This is a genomic window from Caballeronia udeis, assembly GCF_001544555.2.
GTDB lineage: Bacteria > Pseudomonadota > Gammaproteobacteria > Burkholderiales > Burkholderiaceae > Caballeronia > Caballeronia udeis.
In genome coordinates, this window is the sequence record NZ_FCOK02000001.1 from 56,329 (window position 1) to 79,079 (window position 22,751).

The window sequence follows — 22,751 nt, forward strand, 5'->3', positions numbered from 1 at the left end:
ACAGTCGGACCCCGCGCCCGAGCGCCGCAGCACGGGCTTCGAGCGAGGCGGCAGGACGGAGACAGCAAGGTTGTGCCGCATCGCACGGCATCGCCGGGGCTCGCATTTTATCGCGCCGCCACGGTAGGAAACCTTCGCCATCTCGCGTTCCATCCGCTGCGTAGTAATGAAGCATGGCAAAGCAGTCGAACGTCGCACCGGCCGGCGGTCTCGCGCCCTTTCATCGTTTCTGGCGCCGGGCCGCGCCGGTATCCTGTCTCTGGCTTTCAAGAGGAATTCAACGTGACGTCTCCCGGATCGGCGCGCAACGCCCGCCCCCGCCGCAACGCTGTATCGAAGGATGCTTCTTCCGCCGCACCCGCTGCAACGCCCGCCGTTCGTAGCCGCGCGACCACCGTCAGCAAGGCGTCCAAGACCGCCGTCCCCGTGAAAACGGCAGCGGCCGGGACTAGCAAACGCGTGACGAACGGCCGTGCTGCCGCCAACCCCGCGCCCGCGGAAACCGTGAAGAACGGCAAAGCGCCCAAAGCCTCGTCCCGCACGCGCGACGACAAGGACCAGCCGCTCTTTGAAGACATCCGCTATCTGGGCCGCCTGCTGGGCGACGTGGTGCGCGAGCAGGAAGGCGACAAAGTGTTCGATGTTGTCGAAACGATTCGTCAGACGGCAGTGAAATTTCGTCGCGAGGAAGACAACGAGGCGTCGCAGACGCTGGAAAAGCGCTTGAAATCGCTCTCGCCCGAGCAGACGGTGAGCGTCGTGCGCGCGTTCAGCTATTTCTCGCATCTCGCGAATATCGCCGAGGACCGGCATCACAACCGGCGCCGGCGGATTCACGCGCTCGCCGGTTCCGCCCCGCAGCCCGGCACGATGGCTTATGCCATCGAGCGGCTGAAGGCGAGCCCGAATGCGAAGTCGGCGAAAGCTACGCTGCAAAAGTTTTTCGATAACGCGCTCATCGTGCCCGTCCTCACCGCTCACCCGACCGAAGTCTCGCGCAAGAGCATTCTGGACGCGCAGCACGAAGTCGCGCGGCTGCTGGCCGAGCGTGATCAGGAACTGACCGAGCGCGAACGGGCGCACAACGAAGCCATGCTGCGTTCACGCGTCACGTCGCTGTGGCAAACGCGGATGCTGCGCGACGCCCGCCTGACCGTCGCCGATGAAATCGAAAACGCGCTCTCGTATTACCACGCGACGTTTCTGGAAGAGATTCCCGCGCTATACGCCGATATTGAGGCCGCGCTGACCGAACACGGCCTGCCGGCGCGTCTGCCGCCGTTCCTGCAGATGGGTAGCTGGATTGGGGGAGATCGCGACGGGAATCCGAACGTCACCGCGCCCACGCTCGTGCACGCCATCACGCGCCAGGCCACGGTGATCTTCGAACATTATCTCGATCAGGTACACAAGCTCGGCGCGGAGTTGTCGGTGTCGCATTTGCTGGCAGGTGCAAGCGACGCGCTGAAGACGCTCGCGGATGCATCGCCGGATTCGTCGCCGCATCGTACCGATGAACCCTACCGGCGCGCGCTGATCGGCGTGTATGCGCGGCTGGTGGCGTCCGCCGACGCGCGGCTCGGTCAAGGCGTGGTCCCGGCGCGCAGCCGTCATCCGGCGAAACCGTACGCATCGGCAGCGGAATTTGGCGCTGACCTGAACGTGCTGATCGAATCGCTCGCCGCACATCACGGCGAGTATTTGTCCGCACCGCGCTTGTCGCCGCTGGCACGCGCGGCTGAAGTGTTCGGCTTCCATCTGGCGAGCATCGACTTGCGTCAAAGCTCGGATATCCACGAAGCGGTAGTCGCGGAACTGCTTGCACGTGCGGGCGTTCAGGACGATTACACCGCCCTGCCGGAAGCCGATAAGGTCAAGCTGCTGCTGAACGAACTTGCCCAGCCAAGGCCGCTGCGGCTCCCCTATTTCGATTACTCCGACCTCGCGAAGAGCGAACTCGGCGTGCTCGAAACGGCGCGCGTGACGCGTGAGAAGTTCGGCACGCGCTCGGTGCGCAACTACATCATTTCGCACACGGAAACGGTCAGCGACTTGCTCGAAGTCATGCTGCTGCAGAAGGAGACGGGCCTGCTGCAAGGGCGTCTGGGGCATGCCAAAGACCCCGCGCACGATGGCCTGATGGTGATTCCGCTGTTCGAAACCATCGCCGACCTGCGCAATGCGCCGCACATCATGGGCGATTTTTTCGCGCTGCCGGGCGTGGACAAGCTGGTCGAGCTGCAAGGCGGCGAGCAGGAAGTGATGCTCGGTTACTCCGACAGCAACAAGGACGGCGGTTTTCTCACGTCGAACTGGGAGCTGTATCGCGCCGAACTGGCGCTGGTCGCCTTGTTCAAGCAGCACAAGACCACGCTGCGGCTCTTTCACGGCCGTGGAGGCACGGTCGGCCGCGGGGGCGGTCCGACGTACCAGGCAATCTTGTCGCAGCCGCCGGGCACTGTGGACGGCCAGATCCGCACGACCGAGCAAGGCGAAGTGATCGCGAGCAAGTTCGGCAATGCGGAGATCGGGCGGCGCAATCTCGAACTCGTGGTTGCGGCCACGCTGGAAGCATCGCTTCTGCCGCACGAGAACACCCCGCCGCAGTTGCCGCTGTTCGAAGCCACCATGCAGACCTTGTCGGATTCGGCGATGGCTGCGTATCGCGCGCTGGTTTATGAAACGCCGGGCTTCAAGGAGTATTTCTTCGAATCGACGCCGATCTCGGAGATCGCCGAGTTGAACATCGGCAGCCGGCCGGCATCGCGGAAACTGCAGGACCCGAAGCAACGCAAGATTGAAGACCTGCGGGCTATTCCATGGGGTTTCTCGTGGGGCCAATGCCGCCTGCTTCTCACGGGCTGGTACGGCTTCGGCAGCGCGGTGACCGATTTCCTCGATGCGTCAGCGGACGCCGCCGAGCGCACCCGTCGTCTCGATACGCTCAAGAAGATGCACAAGACCTGGCCGTTCTTCGCGAACCTGCTGTCGAACATGGACATGGTGCTGGCGAAAACGGATATTGCAGTGGCATCGCGGTATGCGCAGCTCGTTACCGATAAGAAACTCCGCAAGCATGTGTTCGGCCGGATCGTGGCGGAATGGGAGCGGACGTCGAGCGTGCTGTCGGAGATCACCGGGAACAACGAGAGGCTGGCGAATAATCCGCTGCTCGCAAGGTCGATTAAAAACCGCTTCCCGTATCTCGATCCGCTGAATCACTTGCAGGTGGAGTTGCTGAAACGCCATCGTGCGGGGGATGACAACGTGCGGCTCGGGCGCGGGATTCACCTGACGATCAATGGGATTGCGGCGGGGTTGCGTAATACGGGGTGATTCACCAGGTAGCAACGTGATTGCTTGATCGAAAAAGCCGGCTCGTGCACTGCACAGCCGGCTTTTTCATTGCTTCGCGGCCGGGTGAATCACCGGGCTCCTGGGGCACTTGACTTGATATGCCGTGTGCTTCCGCAGTAAGGGAGCCGACCGTGTCGGCAGTTTGCTCGCCGCGTCTCATCCATCGCTACAGGTTTTCGTCAGTATTTACTCGCCGGCCGCGACGCTACAATAAGGACCGCCTTGTACCGGTACAAGTTGAGCGGTTATTCTGGTATCTAAACACCCTGAGCCGCTGTCAGATTTTCCAAAGCGCGTATTGAGCCTCATGCCCTTGTCACCCACTACCACCAGCACCACCAACGCCCCGCCACCACTCGACGCCACCCCGGCTCATGCGCTTGGCGACTTCATTCGCGCGCATCGGGAGCGGCTGTCGCCAATGGCCGTCGGCTTGCCGCCCGGCCCGCGCCGCCGCACGCCCGGGTTGCGGCGGGAAGAAGTCGCCCAGTTGTGCGGCGTCAGTCCGACCTGGTACACGTGGATAGAACAGGGACGACCCGTGTCCGCGTCCGCCGATGCGCTGGCGCGCATTGCCGTGGCATTGCAGTTATCGCGGGCCGAGCGGGCTTATCTGTTCGAACTGGCCGCCCAGCGCGATCCCGCCGAGCCCGATCCGGCGGCGCAGGACGCGCCGGCAGCGCTGTTGAAATCGGTGGAATTGATCGATGCACCCGCCTACGTGCTCGACCGGCAGTGGAATGCGTTGCGCTGGAACGCGCAAGCGGCGGCGTTGTTCACCGGTTGGCTGGACGGTGCTCAGGACCGTAATCTGCTTGGCTTCACGTTCACAGCGCCCGGCGCGCAGAGCCTGATCGTGGATTGGGAGACGCGCGCGCGACGGCTCGTAGCGGAGTTCCGGGCGGATTCGATCCGCCATCTGAACGATGCCCCCACGCGAGCGCTGATCGATTCGCTCAGTGCCGCAAGCGATGCGTTCGCGCGTTTTTGGGCGTCACAGGACGTCGGTGAACGGGAAGGCGGTGCGCGCGAATTCAATCATCCGACGCGCGGGCGCCTGGTGTTCGACCAGATTACGTTCAAGCCGGCGCATCGGGAGGATTTGAAGCTGGTGATCCTGGTAGGTGCTGACGTGGCAGAACGCCCCCGCGAATAGCTCGGCGACGCTTGGACTCTGCGGGCCGGCCAGAAACGATGACCACCGCCAAACGCCGCCGCAAATGGTTTGAGGCACAGGAACCAAGGCTGTCGGCGCGCTGCTTGACCGAAAGCGATAGCGATAGCCGAAAAAAATGCCCGGCCTTTACGGTCGGGCAAATCCGTATCTCCCCGGCAGGGCCGGAGGAGAACGGGGACACAGGGTGAGCTGCGCAAGGTTGCGCCGCGAATTTCGCGCGCCGAAAGCGGGCCCGTATCCGTGATACGCAGACAAACGCGAAACGGATGCATCCGGATGCAAAAAAAAGCAGCGCGGTTCATATCGATTATTTCTGTAAGATTAATCGCGCCGCCTACCCGACCGGTTCCATGACGACAACACTCCCCCATGATCCGACCGCCGACACCCTCGTGCAATTGCTCGATCGCGTCGCGAGTGAAGACGCCGCCGCGTTGCGCACGCTCTACGACCTGACTTCGTCGAAACTGTTTGGCCTTGCGCTTCGTATATTAGTGAAGCGTGAGTGGGCTGAAGAAGTTTTGCAGGACGCGTTCGTCAATATCTGGCGATACGCGGGCGACTACAAAGCAGGCCTCTCCGCGCCGATGACCTGGATGGCGGCGATTGTCCGCAACCGGGCCCTCGATTATTTGCGGCGGCAAAAAGCCAACGGGGCAAGCGCCGAAACAGAGTGGAGCGATGCGTTGGACGATACCTTGCCGGCAAATGAGGCAGATCCCTCCGAGCAGATGTTGATGAGCCAGGAAGCGCGGCAACTCGCTATCTGCATGGAACGGCTCGAAGCCAATCAGCGACAGGCCGTGGCGCTGGCCTATCTGCGTGATCAGAGCCACAGCGAAGTGGCCGACGTCTTGAAAGTACCGCTTGGCACGGTGAAGTCGTGGATTCGGCGCGGCCTCGAAAAACTCAAAACGTGCCTGGGAGGTCTGTGATGGATTTGCATCGCTACGCAGGCCTGGTAGACCAACTTGCTGCCGAGTACACGCTCGGCGTGTTGCGCGGGCGGTCGCGCAGACGGTTTGAAGCTATTTCGCAGCACGATCCGGCGATCCGCCTGGCCGTTGAAGCCTGGCGTTTGCGGCTGGCGGCAATGACCGAGATTGGGCCGGCGGTCGCGCCGCCGCCTGAGATCTGGCCGGCTATCGAGCGGCGCTTGAACCTGGTGAATGCCCGGCGCGATGCGGCTGCGGTCCGGCCGGTTCCGCCTGCTGCTCCGGTTACCCGACCGAAGCCGGGCTGGTTCGAGAATCTCTCGTTCTGGCGCGGCTGGTCGATCGCCGCCACAGCCATTGCAGCGATTGCGCTGGTCGTGTCCATTCGGGAACTGTCGACGGTCGCGCCCGTTCCTGCACCGGCGCCCGCACCGCAAGTCGCCCAGGAACCGCGGATTGGTTATGTGGCAACGCTTGCCGATGACAAATCGAACGCGAGAATGCTGGTGACGTGGGACGACCGGACCTCCGAAGTCACCGTTCGACGCTTGAGCGGCTCGTCGGATCCCTCCGATAAATCCATGCAGCTCTGGGGCCTGCCCAAGGAAGGGCACCCGGTGTCGCTCGGGGTGCTGCCCGTCGGGGGAACCGCGCGCTTCAAAGCGGCTTCTGTGAATGCGTATCCGGTATTGGCGGTGTCGGTGGAGCCAATCGGCGGATCGCCGAATCCAAATGGGCCTACCGGCCCGGTCGTCTATACGGGTAAGGTCATTCCCGCAGCTTGACGGTTGTCGTTTCATCCTGGGCAGAAGGGGCGCCACTTGGCGCCCCTTCTGCCCGTTCGATGGTTGCCCGTTCTCATTGCCTGTAAAATCGCCAGTTCCGCGGGTTTCTATCCGGATTGCGCTATGCCCGGCCGCCTGCCATCGACTTTCCGTCCTCTTACGAACATCACTATGACGTCCCAACTGCACAAAAAAGGCGAAGCCTGGTCGGCTCGCTTCAACGAACCAATGTCCGATCTGGTAAAGCGTTACACGTCATCGGTGTTCTTCGACAAGCGCCTCGCGCTCGTCGATATCGAGGGGTCGCTCGCGCACGCCGCCATGCTGGCCGCGCAAAAGATCATCGGCGATGCGGATTTCCAGGCCATCCAGCAAGGCATGACGCAGATTCGCGGCGAGATCGAACGCGGCGAATTCGAGTGGAAACTCGATCTGGAAGACGTCCACCTGAACATCGAAGCGCGGTTGACGGCGCTTATCGGCGATGCCGGCAAACGCCTGCATACCGGCCGCTCGCGTAACGACCAGGTCGCGACCGACATCCGCCTGTGGCTGCGTGGCGAAATTGACCGGATTGGTGAATTGCTGGTCGAGCTGCGCCGCGCGCTGATTGATATTGCCGAGCAAAACGCCGAAACCATCATGCCCGGCTTCACTCACCTGCAAGTCGCTCAGCCCGTGACGTTCGGCCACCACCTGTTGGCTTACGTCGAAATGTTCAGCCGCGACAGCGAACGCCTGCTCGATTGCCGCAAGCGCGTGAACCGCCTGCCGCTTGGCGCTGCGGCGCTCGCCGGCACGAGCTATCCGATTGATCGTCACGCTGTGGCGAAGACCCTGGGCTTCGACGGCATCTGCGCAAACTCGCTCGACGCCGTGTCGGACCGCGACTTCGCCATCGAATTCACCGCGGCCGCCGCGCTGATCATGACGCACGTATCGCGCTTCTCGGAAGAACTCGTGTTGTGGATGAGTCCGCGGGTCGGTTTCATCGACCTGGCTGACCGCTTCTGCACCGGCTCGTCGATCATGCCGCAGAAGAAGAACCCGGACGTGCCCGAACTGGCGCGTGGCAAGACGGGTCGCGTGAACGGACATCTGATTGCTTTGCTGACGCTGATGAAGGGCCAGCCGCTCGCGTACAACAAGGACAATCAGGAAGACAAGGAACCGCTGTTCGATACCGTCGATACCGTCTCGGATACCCTGCGTATCTTCGCCGAAATGGCAGCGGGCATCACGGTCAAGCCGGACGCCATGCGCGCAGCCGCGTTGCAAGGTTTTTCGACGGCAACCGATCTCGCGGACTATCTGGTGAAACGCGGCCTGCCATTCCGCGATGCGCACGAAGCGGTAGCGCTGGCCGTGCGGATCTGCGTGGACCGCGGCTGCGATCTGGCCGACCTGACGCTCGACGAAATGCGCGCGGAACTGCCGAACGTGGCGCGTTTGATTGGTGAGGACGTGTTCGAATACCTGACGCTGGAAGGCTCGGTCGCGAGCCGGAATCATGCCGGCGGAACAGCGCCGGAACAGGTTCGGGCGGCGGCGAAGGCGGCTCGGGCGGCGTTGGGGTAATCAAGAAGTTCATGCGTTTGCTTGAATATCGTAGCTGAATCGGCTACGATCGTAGCCAATCATGCTACGTTCTCCATCCGAAACGCTCTTCAACAGCTATCGTCGGCGTGTTCTTGGACTCCTGCTGCTTCGGCCGGACGAGTCCTTCCACGTCCGCGAGATTGCTCGTCTGACCGGCACCTCCGCCGGCACGCTTCATAAAGAACTGAGCAAGCTCGCCGAGGCCGGCATTCTCGTCGCCGAGCGGCGCGCTAACCAATTGGTCTATATGGCTAATCGCGCGTCGCCGATTTACGATGAGCTAGCCAGCATCATGCGGAAAACCTCCGGACTGACTGACGTTATCGCCAACGCACTCGCGTCTTGTGCTGCATCGATCGACGTCGCGTTCGTGTTCGGATCGGTAGCACGAGCACAGGAAACGGCTCACAGCGATATCGACGTGATGATTATCGGCGAGACCCGTTTCGCCGACGTCGTCAGGCAGTTGTATCCGGCACAAGCCACGCTGGGACGTGAGATCAATCCCGTAGTGATGTCGGCGAATGAGTGGCGTGCCAGTATTGAACGCAAGGATGGGTTCGCGCTGGATTTGATGGACAAGCCGAAGTTCTACGTGGTGGGCAACGAGCATGACCTTGCAAAACTTATTGGGAATCTCCCTTGATTCGATCGCTCCGAATCGGGAAACCATAGCGCGCCTGCTCACGGCCGCACAGCGCAATTTGATGGACGCACGGCTCGACGGACTGAGCCAGGAAAATCGCTTCGACGCTGCGTATAAAGCCATCATGCAGTTGTCCATGCTGGCGCTCAACGCCAACGGATTCCGGACGCTGACCAGCCGGCCAGGACATCACCAGACCGCGATTCAATCGTTGACGCTCACTATCGGCTTGTCGACAGATCGGATGATCGTGCTAGACGCCCTGCGGAAACAACGCAACCTTTCCGACTATTCTGGCGATCTCGTCACCGACGCGGCCGTTCGTGAATGCATGTCGAGCGCAACAGCGCTTCTCGACGATGTCCGGACGTGGTTGACCGCTAATCGGCCGGAACTTGCGTAGGCCTTTCGTCGACGGCAATGGACATAGGCGTCGCCTTCGTTGACGACGCATAGGCGGCGACTGATCGACACACCCCGACAGCGAACGAAGCATTTCCCGGATAATTCTCCGTCCATCCGAAATCCGCGCCCATGATCACCCGTCCCAAACTCAACTGGTTTCGCATGCTGTTCGTCTGGCGCGGGTCCGTGCTGCCGCAACTACTGCCGCGCCTCGCGTTGATCTTCGTGTTGTCCGTCGCTGCGATCGTGATGCACGACCATGTGCGAAGTTATCCGGTCGGACTCGGTACGCCACCGTTCGCACTGGTTGGCATCGCGCTCGCCGTGTTCCTGGGCTTTCGCAATAGCGCAAGCTATGAGCGCTGGTGGGAGGGCCGCAAGCTGTGGGGTTCGTTGCTGATCCACGGCCGCTCGCTCGCGCGGCAGGCGCTGACATTGCCGCGCGGCGTAAAAAGCGAAGACACGCGCGAGTTCATCGCGGGAATTGGTGCACTTGGTCACGCGCTGCGCCACGAAATGCGTCGCACCGACCCACTCCCCGACCTCGCTACGCACCTTCCGTCAACGCTTTATCAGCGGGTCGTTCAAGCGCAATATCGCTCGTCACTGATCCTGCGATGGCTCGGCGAATGGTCGAGCACGCGCGCTCGCGAAGGTGCACTCGACGGCTACGGCGTGCTCGCATTCGAGCAAAACCTGAACGAGTTGTCGGCCGTGATTGGCGGCTGCGAAAGGCTGGCGTCGACACCTCTGCCGTTCTCGTATTCGGTGATGATCCACCGGACCGTGTATCTGTTCTGCGTGATGTTGCCGTTCGGGCTTGTCGATGGTGCAGGTTTTCTCACGCCCCTGTTCGCGCTGCTGGTCGCGTACGCGTTCATGTCGCTGGAGGCGATCGCGGCGCAGATCGAAGATCCGTTCGGTCTCGAAGAAAACGACCTGGCGTTGACCGCGCTATGCGACTCGCTGGAAACCGCACTCCACGATATGGCCGCCGATCCAGCTTTCGCGCGACCACCCAAGGCATTGCCGGAACCGGGCGTGACCGAGCGCTGGTTTATCGTTACGTAAGCGGCCAAGAAAGAGGCCAAGTGCTGGAGCAGTCCGACCACCAATGACAATGGCCCGCATTCGCGGGCCATTGTCATTCCTACGCTCTCACGCTGTCACATCAGCGCTCGAGCGCCACGCAATCGACAAAATACTCGATACGCCCGTTGATCATCTCACCAACCAACCCGTGGATATCCGTATGGAAGCCCGGGAAGCGTTCGTTGAACTCGCGCGCAAAACGCAGGTAGTCCACGATCGTCTTGTTAAACCGCTCGCCCGGAATCAGCAACGGAATGCCCGGTGGATACGGCGTCAACAGGATGCTGGTCACACGCCCTTCGAGTTCGTCGATAGGCACGCGATCGATCTCCCGATGCACCAGCTTCGCATAGGCTTCGGACGGCTTCATGGCCGGCTCCATGCTCGAGAGATACATCTCGGTGGTCAGTCGGGCAATATTGTTGGCCCGATAGACGCTATGAATCTGCTCACACAGATCCCTTAATCCTATGCGCTCATACGACGGATGCTGCGCAATAAAGTCCGGCAATACACGCCACAGCGGCTGGTTATTGTCGTAGTCGTCTTTAAACTGCTGCAACTCGGTGACCATCGAATTCCAGCGGCCCTTCGTAATGCCGATCGTGAACATGATGAAGAACGAATACAGCCCGGTCTTCTCCACGATAATGCCGTGCTCCGCCAGATATTTCGTCACGATCGCGGCCGGAATCCCGGTCTCGCCGAACTCGCCGTCCACGTCCAGTCCAGGCGTGATGATGGTCGCCTTGATCGGATCGAGCATGTTGAAGCCTTCGGCAAGCGGCCCGAAACCGTGCCAGCGGTCGTTCGGCTTCAACACCCATTCTTCACGATCGCCAATGCCCTCTTCCGCGAGCGCTTCCGGTCCCCACACCTTGAAGAACCATTCGTCGCCGTATTCGTCGTCGACCTTGCGCATGGCACGGCGGAAATCGAGCGCTTCCGCAATCGACTCCTCTACCAGCGCCGTGCCGCCCGGCGGCTCCATCATGGCCGCGGCCACATCGCAGGACGCGATGATCGCGTATTGCGGGCTCGTGGACGTGTGCATCAGGTACGCCTCGTTGAAGCGGTGCTTGTCGAAGGTGCTGTTCTCGGAGTCCTGAACGACGATCTGCGACGCCTGCGAAATCCCCGCAAGCAGCTTGTGCGTGGAGTGCGTGGCGAACACCAGCGCACCCGTACGCGGACGCCCCGCGCCGATCGCATGCATGTCCTGGTAGAAGTCGTGGAACTCGGCGTGCGGCAACCAGGCTTCGTCGAAGTGAAGCGTGTCGAGCAGGTCGCCAAGCAGGTCCTTGATCATCTCGACGTTGTAGATCACGCCGTCATAGGTACTTTGCGTGATGGTCAGGATGCGCGGCTTCGCTTTCGGATTCTTCGCCAGCGCTTCGCGCGCGAACGGATTCGCCTCAATCTTCTTGCGGATGTTTTCCGGCTTGAATTCGTCGCGCGGAATCGGTCCGATAATGCCGAAGTGATTGCGCGTCGGCGTCAGGAAGACGGGAATCGCGCCCGTCATGGTGATCGCGTGCAGGATCGATTTGTGACAATTGCGGTCGACCAGCACGATATCGCCGGGCGCAACGGTCGCGTGCCAGACGATCTTGTTCGATGTCGACGTGCCATTGGTCACGAAGAACAAATGATCCGCGCTGAAAATGCGCGCCGCATTGCGCTCGGATGCCGCGATCGGCCCGGTGTGATCGAGCAACTGCCCGAGTTCGTCGACGGCATTGCAGACGTCCGCCCGCAACATGTTCTCGCCGAAGAACTGGTGGAACATCTGCCCAAGCGGATTCTTCAGGAACGCCACTCCGCCCGAATGCCCCGGGCAATGCCACGAGTACGAACCTTCTTCCGCGTACTGCACGAGTTCCTTGAAGAACGGCGGCGCGAGCGCGTCGAGGTAGACCTTCGCCTCACGAATAATGTGCCGCGCGACGAACTCCGGCGTGTCCTCGAACATGTGGATGAAGCCGTGCAGTTCGCGCAGGATGTCGTTGGGCAAGTGCCGCGACGTGCGCGTTTCCCCGTACAGGAAAATGGGGATGTCGGCATTGCGCCTGCGCACCGCTTGCACGAACGCGCGCAACGCGACAATCGCGGAGGCCAGTTCCGGCGTGTCGCCTTCAGCCACCACGACGTTGTCCACGTACGGCAGCAATTCGTCGTCGTCGATCGACAGGATGAAGCACGACGCGCGGCTCGATTGCTGCGCGAACGACGTCAGGTCGCCGTAACTCGTCAGCCCGAGCACCTCGACGCCTTCGCGCTCGATCGCTTCGGCAAGGGCGCGGATGCCGGAACCCGAAATGTTCTCGGAGCGAAAATCTTCGTCGATGATGACGACGGGAAAACGGAACTTCATGCGGCGAATCTCCAAATGGAACGACCGCTGGCCGAGTAATGCGTACTCGATTCCAGCGGTCTTTCAAAAAGCGTTGCAATGACGTTTCGAATAATTGAGAAACGTCAGGTCTTCGGCAGTGTTACGCCGATTTGCCCTTGATACTTGCCCCCACGATCGGCGTACGAGGTCTCGCAAATCTCATCGCTTTCAAAGAAGAGAACCTGCGCCACGCCTTCGTTCGCGTAGATTTTGGCAGGCAAAGGTGTCGTATTCGAGAATTCGAGCGTCACATATCCCTCCCATTCCGGCTCGAACGGCGTCACGTTCACAATGATCCCGCAGCGGGCGTACGTGGATTTGCCGAGGCAAACCGTCAGGCACGAGCGCGGAATCCGGAAATATTCGACCGTGCGCGCAAGCGCGAAGGAGTTCGGCGGGATGATGCAGACATCACCCTTGAAGTCGACAAACGATTTCTCGTCGAAATTCTTCGGGTCGACAATCGTGGAATTGATGTTGGTGAAAATCTTGAATTCGTCTGCCACACGAATGTCATAACCGTAGCTGGACGTACCATAGCTCACGATCTTGCGGCCATCTTCAGACACCCGCACCTGATCGCGCACGAACGGCTCGATCATGTTGTGCTCTTCGGCCATGCGCCGGATCCACTTGTCGGACTTGATGCTCATAGGGAACGCTACCCAACGAAAGAGGCGGCCTCAGAAGTGCCGCCGGGCTTGAAACAGGGCATGGCCGGAGACTCGGGATGGATGCAGAAGCACGCCGAAGCCAGCCAGACCAGACGAGAAGCGCGTATTTTACTTGATGCGCCGGCTCTCGCGACGCGGCTATGCCAACAGGCCGGGTCGCGCGCCCCAACAGCCTGATTTCATTGAAAGATCACTGCTTGATCACACCGCACGCCAGCGCGGGACCGGCGCCGTGCGGCACGATGGCGTAGGTGTCCGCGCCGTCGCGATGCAGCACGATGGCCCGCGACAACACCGAACGCACGCCGTCGAGCGACACATCCGGCGCGACGATGAAACCCGTCGCCGTGCCGTTCGCGTCGGCGCGAATGCTGGCGAGGTCGCCTTCCACCTTGGAGCCGGAGTCGCTGCGCTCGGACGCGGGTGCGAATACGGGGCCGCCGTCGGACGAGGCCGTGATGATGCAGTCGCCACGCTCATGGATCTGCAGCGCATGCTCGCTGTTCGGCGGCATGCCCGACAAGTTGTAAGACACCTGAACGCCGTCTGCACGCTCGATGAACGTGACCGTGCCGGTCGCCGTATTGCCGCCGGTCGGCTGCAACGTGGCGTCGGCACGTTTTTCGTGGTTCTGGAACAGAAGGCCGCAGCCGCCGAGCAGCAAGACGCTGACCAATGCGCTGACAGTCGTGCTCAAACTCGGCACCAGGCTCGGAACCGGGTGTCTCGCGGCAGGGAGTCTGCGCGATTCAGGCCCGTCGAATCTTTGTTTCATGCGATCCTCATGGCGACCCGCGACCACCCCGTGTGTTCACCTGGCCGCGCCAATCAAGGCGACATGATACCGCGACACGCGCCGCCAAAATCGTGCGCGTTCCTCAAGCCGCCTAAGTGTTTTGCACTACGATGCTGGGGAACATCGACGTCATGTCGCGCTGGCGTTCGGCAATCGAAATAGCGACCTTGCGCGCGATCGATCGATACGCCTCGGCAATCTTGCTGTCCGGTTCCGAGATCACCGTCGGCTGGCCCGCATCGGTCTTCTCGCGGATCGCAATATCGAGCGGCAAATGGCCGAGCACCGGCACGCCATATTCCTTCGACATCCGCTCGCCCCCGCCCGCGCCGAAGATATGTTCTTCGTGGCCGCAGTTCGAGCAGATATGCGTGCTCATGTTCTCCACGATCCCCAGGATCGGAATGCCCACTTTCTCGAACATCTTCAAGCCCTTCTTGGCGTCGAGCAACGCGATGTCCTGCGGCGTGGTGACGATCACCGCACCCGTTACGGGCACTTTCTGCGAGAGCGTGAGCTGGATGTCGCCGGTGCCGGGCGGCATGTCGACCACCAGGTAGTCGAGGTCTTTCCAGTTGGTCTGGCGCAGCAATTGTTCGAGCGCGGACGTGACCATGGGGCCGCGCCACACCATGGGGTTGTCCTGCTCGATCAGGAAACCGATCGAGTTGGCCTGGATGCCGTGGCCGGTGAGCGGGTTCATCGACTGGTTGTCGGGCGATTCCGGACGGCCGCTGATGCCAAGCATCATGGGCAGCGACGGACCGTAGATATCGGCGTCCAGCATGCCGACCGACGCGCCTTCCGCTGCCAGCGCCAGCGCCAGGTTCACCGCGGTCGTGCTCTTGCCGACCCCGCCCTTGCCAGATGCCACCGCAATGATGTTCTTCACGTTCGGCAGCAGCTTCACGCCGCGCTGGACCGCGTGCGCAACCACTTGGGACGACACCGTCACCTGTACCCCGCCCACGCCCGGCACGCCGGCGACCGCGTTGGCCACGAGCGCGCGGATGGCGTCGAACTGGCTCCTGGCCGGATAACCCAGGACCACGTTCACAGTGACATTGGCGCCGTCCACGGTGACGCCGCGGATGCTTTTCGTGTCCGCGAAAGTGCGATTGGTATTGGGATCGATCAAGCCGCTGAGCGCGGTATCGATCTGGGCGCGATCAAGACTCATCGAAACTCCAGGGGAACGCTTTTTGCGGTGGCGGATCGAATGTTCCGCACGCAAGCTATGAAATTGAAAGGAATTGTTGCACCACGTTGCGCTGCAGCACAGGGCGATGCACTATCCGACGCTGCCATGATTCGGGGACGCATCGTTATAATCGCTTGAATCCTTGGCCGTATTGTAGTGGCAGCCGTTACGACGCGCCGGAAGACCCTACGGGGACCGTTCCGGGCTGTCGCAGCAGGCTTTGTCTGAATTGGTACCCTGGAGAATTAATAATGAACTCGAAAATGATGACCCGCTTGACCGTAATCGCCGTAGCCGGTGCGCTGGTCGCCGGTTGCGCCACCCAGCAAGGCAATAACGCCGCCGTTGGCACGGGCATTGGCGCGGCGTCGGGCGCGGCGCTTGGCGCAATCTTCGGCGGCGGCAAGGGTGCGGCCATCGGCGCGGGCGTAGGCGCGGCGGCTGGCGGTATTACCGGCTACAACTGGCAGGCCATCAAGGGCAAGCTGACCGGCGCAACGAAGGGCACGGGCACGCAGGTGACGGAACAGCCGGACGGATCGCTGAAGGTCAACATCCCGAACTCGATCTCGTTCGACACCAACAGCTACGCTATCAAGCCGGGTTTCGCACCCGTGCTCGACCAGGTTACGCAAACGTTGACGCAGCATCCTGAGCTGATTGCGCAAGTGGTTGGACATACCGACAGCACCGGCCAGCCGGCTTACAACCAGACGTTGTCGCAAAACCGTGCACAAAGCGTGGCTTCGTATCTGGCTGGCCACGGCGTCGCGGCGCAGCGTCTGTCGGCACAGGGCATGGGGCAGACGCAACCTATTGCCGACAACAGCACCGAAGCCGGCCGTGCGCAGAATCGTCGCGTGGAAATCTACCTGCGCGCTACCGCTCAGCCGGGTCAGGTTCAGTAATACGGTTGATTTACAAGGGGAATGACGCGGTAATCAGGTCAGGGATTCAATTCGTTTCGCGGCGGAACAGCAGACACGCAGCAGATCCATCGCGAACATGAAAAATATTTGAAACTTTGCCCCTGCAGTCCGTGTCTGTCTTATCGGTAGGTGGCTGGCTTTGCCGCCACGTGCCATTCTCCTCTTGTCGTTGTTGCTCCGGGGCCGCTAATCGCCCCGGTTTTTTTTCGTCTGAAATTTGGAGGGGCAGACCCTCCAACCATGGCCGTCTCACGGCCGTCTTTCCCACCTCCCCATCCCCGCCCCTGCCCGAGTAAGAACGGGCGACCCTTGGCTGGTAGAATCTTCATTCGCTTTTTCACGCCATCACTGAATTCTTTAACCGCAGGCCAGCCGCCTTATGTCCGCACCGTCAGCACCGTCAGCACCCACCTCGTCTACATCCGTACCCGCAGCGGCGTCAGCCACCCCTGGCCAGCGCCGGATTCTCGTCACGTCCGCGCTCCCTTACGCGAACGGTCAGATTCATATTGGCCATATGGTCGAATACATCCAGACGGATATCTGGGTGCGTTCGCTGCGAATGCACGGTCACGAGGTTTATTACGTCGGCGCTGACGACACGCACGGCACCCCCATCATGCTGCGCGCCGAGCTGGAAGGCATCACGCCGAAGCAGTTGATCGAGCGCGTGGGGAAAGAGCACAAGCGCGATTTCGACAGCTTCGGCATCTCGTTCGACAACTACTATTCCACCGACGCCGAAGAAAACCGCGTGCTGTGCGAATCCATCTACGAGTCGCTGAAGGCGGCCGGGCTGATCGAGGCGCGCGATATTGAGCAAGCCTACGACCCGGTCAAGGAAATGTTCCTGCCCGATCGCTTCATCAAGGGCGAATGCCCGAAGTGCGGCGCGAAGGACCAGTACGGCGACAACTGCGAAGTCTGCGGATCCACGTACCAGCCGCTCGATCTCATCAACCCGTATTCGGTGGTGTCGGGCGCAACGCCGGTGCGCAAAACCTCGACGCATTATTTCTTCCGCCTCTCCGACCCGCGCTGCGAAGATTTCCTGCGCGGCTGGGTCAGCGGACTCGCGCAGCCCGAAGCCACGAACAAGATGCGCGAATGGCTCGGCGACAAGGGCGACGCGAAGCTTGCCGACTGGGATATCTCGCGCGACTCGCCGTATTTCGGTTTCGAAATCCCCGGTGCGCCGGGCAAGTATTTCTACGTCTGGGTGGACGCGCCAGTCGGTTATTACGCCAGCTTCAAGAATCTGGCGGACGCGCGCGGCATCGACTTCGAGGAGTGGATCCGGCCGGGATCGAAGACGGAGCAGTATCACTTCATCGGCAAGGACATCCTGTATTTCCATACGCTGTTCTGGCCTGCAATGCTGGAGTTTTCCGGCCATCGCACGCCGACGAACGTGTTCGCCCACGGTTTTCTCACCGTCGACGGCGCGAAGATGTCCAAGTCGCGCGGCACGTTCATCACGGCGAAAAGCGTGATCGATACCGGGATCAATCCCGAGTGGCTGCGCTACTACTTCGCGGCGAAGCTGAACCACACGATGGAAGACATCGACCTGAACCTCGAAGATTTCCAGGCGCGCGTGAACAGCGATCTGGTCGGCAAATACGTGAATATCGCGAGCCGGGCGGCAGGGTTCCTGATCAAGCGCTTCGATGGCCGCGTGCTGGACGGCGCGATGAATCATCCGTTGCTGCTGCAATTGCGCGCCGCCGTGCCGCAAATTGCCGCGCTCTACGAGGCGCGTGAATACGGGCGGGCGCTGCGCACGACCATGGATCTCGCCGATGCCGTCAACGCGTTTGTCGATACCGCGAAGCCCTGGGATCAGGCCAAGGACGAAGCCAACCCGGCAGCCCTGCATGAAACGTGCAGCGTGAGCCTGGAGGCGTTCCGCTTGCTGTCGCTGGCGTTGAAGCCGGTGTTGCCGGTGCTGGCGGAATCGGTGGAAGGGTTCCTCGGCATCGCGCCGCTGGTCTGGGCCGATGTTTCCACACCTCTCAGCTCTGCGCAGCCAATCAACACGTACAAGCATTTGATGACCCGCGTCGACCCGAAACAGATCGCAGCGCTGATCGCTGCGAACCTGGAATCGGTCGCGCCGGGGCAAGCGGTGGCTGCCGCGCCTGCGGCCGCCTCTGGTTCTGCATCTGCTGCAGTGTCGAAGAAAGCGGCAAAGGTGAAAGAGCCGGAAGCGGAAGGCGTGATTTCCATCGACGACTTCGCCAAGGTCGACCTGCGAATCGCGAAGATTGTGAATTGCACGGCGGTGGAAGGCTCGGACAAGCTGCTGCAACTGACGCTGGATGTTGGCGAGGAAAAAACCCGCAACGTGTTCTCCGGGATCAAATCGGCGTATCAGCCTCAGGACCTGATCGGGAAGTTCACGGTCATGGTCGCGAACCTCGCCCCGCGCAAGATGAAGTTCGGGCTGTCGGAAGGCATGGTGCTGGCCGCGTCCGCCGACGACGAGAAAGCCGAACCGGGCTTGTACATTCTCGAACCGCATAGCGGCGCGAAGCCGGGCATGCGCGTGAAGTAAACGTATCGGGCGGCCGATTGCCGATTGATCACTGATTGATCGCCGCGCCCGGACTGAAGACCAAAGGGCCGTTTCCAACGTGAGTTGGAAACGGCCCTTTTAACGTTCAGGCGGTGCATTCATGCGGTGCGTAAGCTACTTCCCCTCCGACGGCCCGTTCCTTCGCGACCACGAATCGAAGCGCCGCGTATAAAGCAGATCGAGACCCTGGAACGTGCCGCCGTACGCCGATATTGACCAGAATCGCGACAGGCTCAGCGTCGCCTTGATCGCATTGCTTGCCGACTGCAAACCCTGCTCGTAGCCGAGCACGAGCCGCTCATTGATGGCCTTCGACAACATCACGACTTGCGGATCGGTCAACCCAACCTCACTCGTTCCAATAGAAAACTCATCCAGACCGAACGTCTGCGCAATCCTCTTGCCCTGCGAGCTCCCCAGCAACGCGAGCGCGTTCGTCATCGCGCTCTGCTGGCCGACGTTGTTGCCCTGATCGGTACCATGCCCGAACAGCAGCCACGATAACTTCTCGTTATCCGGCACGTTCGGCTCTGAAATCAGCTTCGCGATTGGCGACTGCACCGTGCCCGTCACCTGCACGCCCGCCTCGATTTCCTGATTACGCCGCATTGCCAGAATATTGATGCCGGGATTCGCAACCGGTCCATTGAACGTGAAAAAGCCGTTCTCAATGCCCAGCTTCCGCCCGAACGCCGTATAGGTGGACCCCGGTGTCACGCGCACATTGCCGACCGCCCGCAGCGGCATGTTCGGCGCGCTCATGGCCGTGATGGTCCCGGCCAGGCCAAGATCCGCACCCGCGCCGCGAAAGCGGAATTTCTGGCCGAGATTGATATCGATATTCGCACGCGGCGCAAACGCGCCCACAGGCTTCTCGCCCGTCTCTACAACGTGCTGGTTCTCGCCCTTCACCGTACCGTCAGGACGCTCGATCACGACGTCGTCGCCAAGTGACGGCGCCGATTGCTCGGGCAGGTCGAAGAGCGCGTGATCGACAGTGAATTTGCCGTCGATCGCCATGCCACCCTGCAGACCCGCATTCGCCACCGATGCACTGCCCGACAACTGCAACTGCCGGTCAGGCGATGCAAACAGCTCCAGCTTGTCTGCAATGATGCTGGCCGTCAGGTCCGGCTGCTGCTGATCCAGCCGCACCTTGCCGGTTGCGCGCAACGTGCCGCTCGCGCCGTGAAACTCGACCTGCTGCAGATCGACAAGATTCTCCGACAACGCAATCCGGATCACGCCGTCCTTCAACTGCACGCCCTGGTCGATGACCGTGACCGACAGCCCGTCGCCGGTGAGCATGCCGGACAGCGTCGGTTTCGCAACGACCCCCGCGATAGTCAGCTTCAACCCGAGATGGCCATCGAGCAGATACGTCGGGCCGAACAACCCGCCGGTCGTGCGCAGCGTCGGAACATTGGCGTCGATCGCGCCGCTCAGCGGCGCTTCGTCGGCGACTGTAAGCACGCCGTCGCGTGCCACCAGGGTCGTGTGGACGTTCGCATCGATCACGCCGATCCGCGTCGCCTGCGCGTGCAGCGTCGCGTTGAGCCGGTTGCCGCCGGTAAAGTCCGCGCGGGCGGTGATGTCCGTGATGCCGAGCGCCGCGACGCCGCGAGCCGCATCGATGGAGACGTCACCCGAGCGCCGCTTCAGTTGCACGTAACCCGTCGCGGTGGCGCCGAGTGCGAAATTCCAGTCGCCATCGAAGACCAGATCAGTCTTGGCGGGTGGCGGCCCGCCCTCCAGTTCCTGGCGGATTTCAAGCAGCCGCGCCACCGAGAGATTCGTCAACTGGCCGGCCGAACTGATGCGCCCGCCATCGAGCGCGAACGACTTCAAGTCGAGCACGGCGCCTTCCGCCGATACGCGCGTCGCGCCCAGCACGACGTGGTTCGGCGCGTAGCTCACGGTCAGCGGCGCGTCGAGATTGACGTTCGGCGTGCCCTTGTTGGACAGGCGCGTTACCGTACCGTCCCAATGCGCGCCGTCGCGGGCGTCGGTCAGGCGGCCGTTCGCGGCCACGGTCAGGTTGACCGCGTTGCCGCGCACCTTCCCGACCGCGGACGCGTTGAGCGTATGGTTGGCGCGCGTGCCGTTGAGGTTCGCGTCGAGACTCGAAAGATCCACGCCTTCCGCGCTGACATCGCGGGCCTGAAGGGTGAATACCAGCGCGCCGTTCGCGCCGTCGCGCGCTTCGGCCCGGCCTTCCGCATGGCCAACGCGGTTCGCGCCGAACACCACGCTGTCGGCCTGATAGTTCGCCGCCAGGTTTGGATGTGCGAACGAACCGGTGACATCGCCGTCTGCTTTGACGAGCCCTGCCAATCCGAAACCCAGCCGCTCGAGCTGAGGCGCATCAATACGAAAACGCAAGCGATCGCCCGGCGCGCCGAAACTGCCGTTGAGATCGACGTCGTTGCCAGCAATCGAAAGCGTGGCCGTGCTCGGCAGGATGCGCGTCCCCGCGACCTGGATCGTGCCCGCGCCCGTGAGCGGAAGATTGTCGTAGACGCTGTCGCCGAGCTTGAACTGTGCCTTGGTCGTAAGCGTTGGGGCGAGTACTCCCGCGGCGGTCAGCGTGCCGTTCACGCGCGCCTCAATTGGCCCGGACTTCGCCGCCGGTTTCGCTTTGGAAGAGCCTTTCGCCGGGGGCTTCGCGACCAGTTCGTCGGTCAGCAGCAGCGGATTAAAGTCGATGAGCTTCGCCTTCAGATCGTAGCTCGAATGCGTGTCCTTCTGAAGCGCGCCGCTCAACTCTATGCGCCCCTTGCCCACGCCCAGTTTCACGCCATCGAACGCGGTTTGTTTCGCGTCGAGCGTGACCTTGCCCTGCGCGTGCAACGCCGCTTTCGGGTCGCTGAGATCCAGCGTGATCGTCTGCGTATCGCCGGCGAGATGGATGCCGATCGGGCCGGCAAACTGTGTCGGCCGGATGGTCGATTCGATCGCGTTCAGGTCGAGTTTCGCGACCTTCAGGTCGAACTGGCCCGACCCGCCCTTGAGCGTTCCGCCGCCCGTGACGGTTGCGTCCCGCAGCAGCCGCACGCTCAAGTCCGAAATGGCTTGCTCCGATGCATCGAGTTTCACGTTCGCGTGGGCATCGATCAGGGGAAGCAGCTGCTTGTCGACCGAACCCGGCTTTGCGTTCACGATCGATACCGGCCCGGTCACCACCAGCGCATTCGGCGTAGCCGGGTCGGGCGTAAGCTCGGCCCGCACCGCGAGATCCGCGAACGGTGCGCTCGGGCTGAACGCCTGCGGATTGACGTGATCGATAGTCACCAGCGCGCGCTTGAGCGGCACGTCGCCGAACGGCGCTGCCTCAACGTGCGCCTGGCCCTTGAGCTTCAGGCCGCTTGCGTTGATATCGGCGGCCAGGTTTTCCAGCGACCCCGTCAGATGGGCGGCGACCTGCACGGCCTCGCCGCTGACCTCGCCCGAATAACCGGCGTCGCCGGTCAGCGCGAACGGGCGCGCACCGCCATCGAGTTTCAACGCGGCCGTGACCGCGCCGAACGGCGTATCGAGACGCTGGATGCGCGCCTCGTGATGGCGGCCGTCGCTATGGCCGTCCAACGCGAGCCGCGAGAATTCGGTGGTCGTCGCGCCCTCATGGAGACGCAGCTTGTCGAGCGTGACGTCGCTGACGGCAAGCTGGATCGGCAAACGCAAATCCGTCGGCAACTCGACTTTGCTGTTGTCTTTCGGCGAAGGCGCGATGCGTGCGTCGACCGTTCCGACATGCAAATAGTCGATGGTGAAACGCAACGGCGCACGCGTCAGCTCCCATCGGCCGGAAGCGCTGTCCACGGCAATATCCGTTCCTTTACCATCGAGACTCTTCCAGTGCACGTTGCGCAATTGCAAGCCGGTTGCAATCGCGCCGCCGTCCAACGTGCCGCTCAGCCGGCCGCCAAGCAGCGACGTCGCCGCCTGCCACACGTAGCGTGTCCCACGCTCGCTGTTGAGCGCGTACAGGATCATCGCCACACCGAGCGCGAAGCAGAGCACCAGCACCAGAACCACGCCGCCGAGCCATTTGGCCAAGCGGCGCCAGCCCCCGCTCCGTGGCTTCGGTGCAGGCGCTCCATTTTCAGACGCGCCGTTCCCCCGGTCCTCTGAAGGGGCCGGCGGGTCTCGGGGAGATTGGCCGTTCTGGTCGCTCATGCTTGA

General features: G+C 61.9%; 15 protein-coding genes. 10 read left to right on the top strand and 5 right to left on the bottom strand.

Annotated elements, in window-relative coordinates; translation table 11 throughout:
* Positions 1-282: 282 nt before the first annotated feature.
* From ppc to AWB69_RS00360, 8 genes are all read left to right on the top strand, one after another.
* On the top strand, positions 283-3,336 hold the full coding sequence (gene ppc / locus AWB69_RS00325; protein ID WP_062081313.1) for a phosphoenolpyruvate carboxylase: 3,054 nt from the start codon (positions 283-285) through the stop codon (positions 3,334-3,336).
* 328 nt (positions 3,337-3,664) lie between these two features.
* The gene (locus tag AWB69_RS00330) at positions 3,665-4,513 is read left to right on the top strand and encodes a helix-turn-helix transcriptional regulator (protein WP_062080903.1); all 849 of its coding nucleotides are present in this window, start codon (positions 3,665-3,667) and stop codon (positions 4,511-4,513) included.
* 371 nt (positions 4,514-4,884) lie between these two features.
* Entirely contained in the window at positions 4,885-5,469 is a 585-nt protein-coding gene (locus AWB69_RS00335; protein WP_062081315.1) for a sigma-70 family RNA polymerase sigma factor, read from the top strand.
* On the top strand, positions 5,469-6,254 hold the full coding sequence (locus tag AWB69_RS00340) for an anti-sigma factor (protein WP_062080905.1): 786 nt from the start codon (positions 5,469-5,471) through the stop codon (positions 6,252-6,254). The genes AWB69_RS00335 and AWB69_RS00340 overlap by 1 nt, the downstream gene beginning before the upstream one ends.
* Before the next feature lie 171 nt (positions 6,255-6,425).
* A complete protein-coding gene (gene argH, locus AWB69_RS00345; protein WP_062080907.1) occupies positions 6,426-7,832 on the top strand; it encodes an argininosuccinate lyase in 1,407 nt (468 codons plus the stop codon).
* A gap of 61 nt (positions 7,833-7,893) precedes the next feature.
* Positions 7,894-8,499 (top strand): helix-turn-helix domain-containing protein, encoded by a 606-nt coding sequence (locus tag AWB69_RS00350; RefSeq protein ID WP_062080908.1) that lies wholly within the window; start codon positions 7,894-7,896, stop codon positions 8,497-8,499.
* The gene (locus AWB69_RS00355) at positions 8,465-8,902 is read left to right on the top strand and encodes a hypothetical protein (RefSeq protein ID WP_062080911.1); all 438 of its coding nucleotides are present in this window, start codon (positions 8,465-8,467) and stop codon (positions 8,900-8,902) included. The genes AWB69_RS00350 and AWB69_RS00355 overlap by 35 nt, the downstream gene beginning before the upstream one ends.
* 131 nt (positions 8,903-9,033) lie before the next feature.
* A complete protein-coding gene (locus AWB69_RS00360) occupies positions 9,034-9,975 on the top strand; it encodes a bestrophin family protein (protein WP_062080913.1) in 942 nt (313 codons plus the stop codon).
* A 100-nt stretch (positions 9,976-10,075) separates the two neighbouring features.
* Here AWB69_RS00360 and AWB69_RS00365 read toward each other — a convergent pair whose 3' ends face one another.
* The 4 genes from AWB69_RS00365 to apbC all read right to left on the bottom strand — a co-directional run bounded on the left by AWB69_RS00365 (position 10,076) and on the right by apbC (position 15,041).
* Complete coding sequence (locus AWB69_RS00365) at positions 10,076-12,370, bottom strand: arginine/lysine/ornithine decarboxylase (protein ID WP_062080915.1); 2,295 nt, start codon at positions 12,368-12,370, stop codon at positions 10,076-10,078.
* 104 nt (positions 12,371-12,474) lie between these two features.
* Positions 12,475-13,044, bottom strand: a complete 570-nt coding sequence (gene dcd, locus AWB69_RS00370) for a dCTP deaminase (RefSeq protein WP_047896066.1) — start codon at positions 13,042-13,044, stop codon at positions 12,475-12,477.
* A gap of 211 nt (positions 13,045-13,255) precedes the next feature.
* Positions 13,256-13,762 carry a superoxide dismutase family protein gene (locus AWB69_RS00375; protein WP_407922999.1) on the bottom strand — a complete coding sequence of 169 codons (507 nt, stop codon included), beginning with the start codon at positions 13,760-13,762 and terminating at the stop codon, positions 13,256-13,258.
* A 190-nt stretch (positions 13,763-13,952) separates the two neighbouring features.
* Positions 13,953-15,041 carry an iron-sulfur cluster carrier protein ApbC gene (gene apbC, locus AWB69_RS00380; RefSeq protein WP_062080917.1) on the bottom strand — a complete coding sequence of 363 codons (1,089 nt, stop codon included), beginning with the start codon at positions 15,039-15,041 and terminating at the stop codon, positions 13,953-13,955.
* A gap of 272 nt (positions 15,042-15,313) precedes the next feature.
* Between apbC and AWB69_RS00385 the strand changes: the two genes are divergently transcribed.
* Both AWB69_RS00385 and metG read left to right on the top strand, forming a co-directional pair.
* Entirely contained in the window at positions 15,314-15,970 is a 657-nt protein-coding gene (locus AWB69_RS00385) for an OmpA family protein (protein WP_062080919.1), read from the top strand.
* Positions 15,971-16,370: 400 nt separating this feature from the next.
* Positions 16,371-18,548 (top strand): methionine--tRNA ligase, encoded by a 2,178-nt coding sequence (gene metG, locus AWB69_RS00390; RefSeq protein ID WP_062080921.1) that lies wholly within the window; start codon positions 16,371-16,373, stop codon positions 18,546-18,548.
* Positions 18,549-18,683: 135 nt separating this feature from the next.
* Here metG and AWB69_RS00395 read toward each other — a convergent pair whose 3' ends face one another.
* The gene (locus tag AWB69_RS00395) at positions 18,684-22,745 is read right to left on the bottom strand and encodes a translocation/assembly module TamB domain-containing protein (protein WP_062080923.1); all 4,062 of its coding nucleotides are present in this window, start codon (positions 22,743-22,745) and stop codon (positions 18,684-18,686) included.
* Between the last annotated feature and the right edge of the window lie 6 nt (positions 22,746-22,751).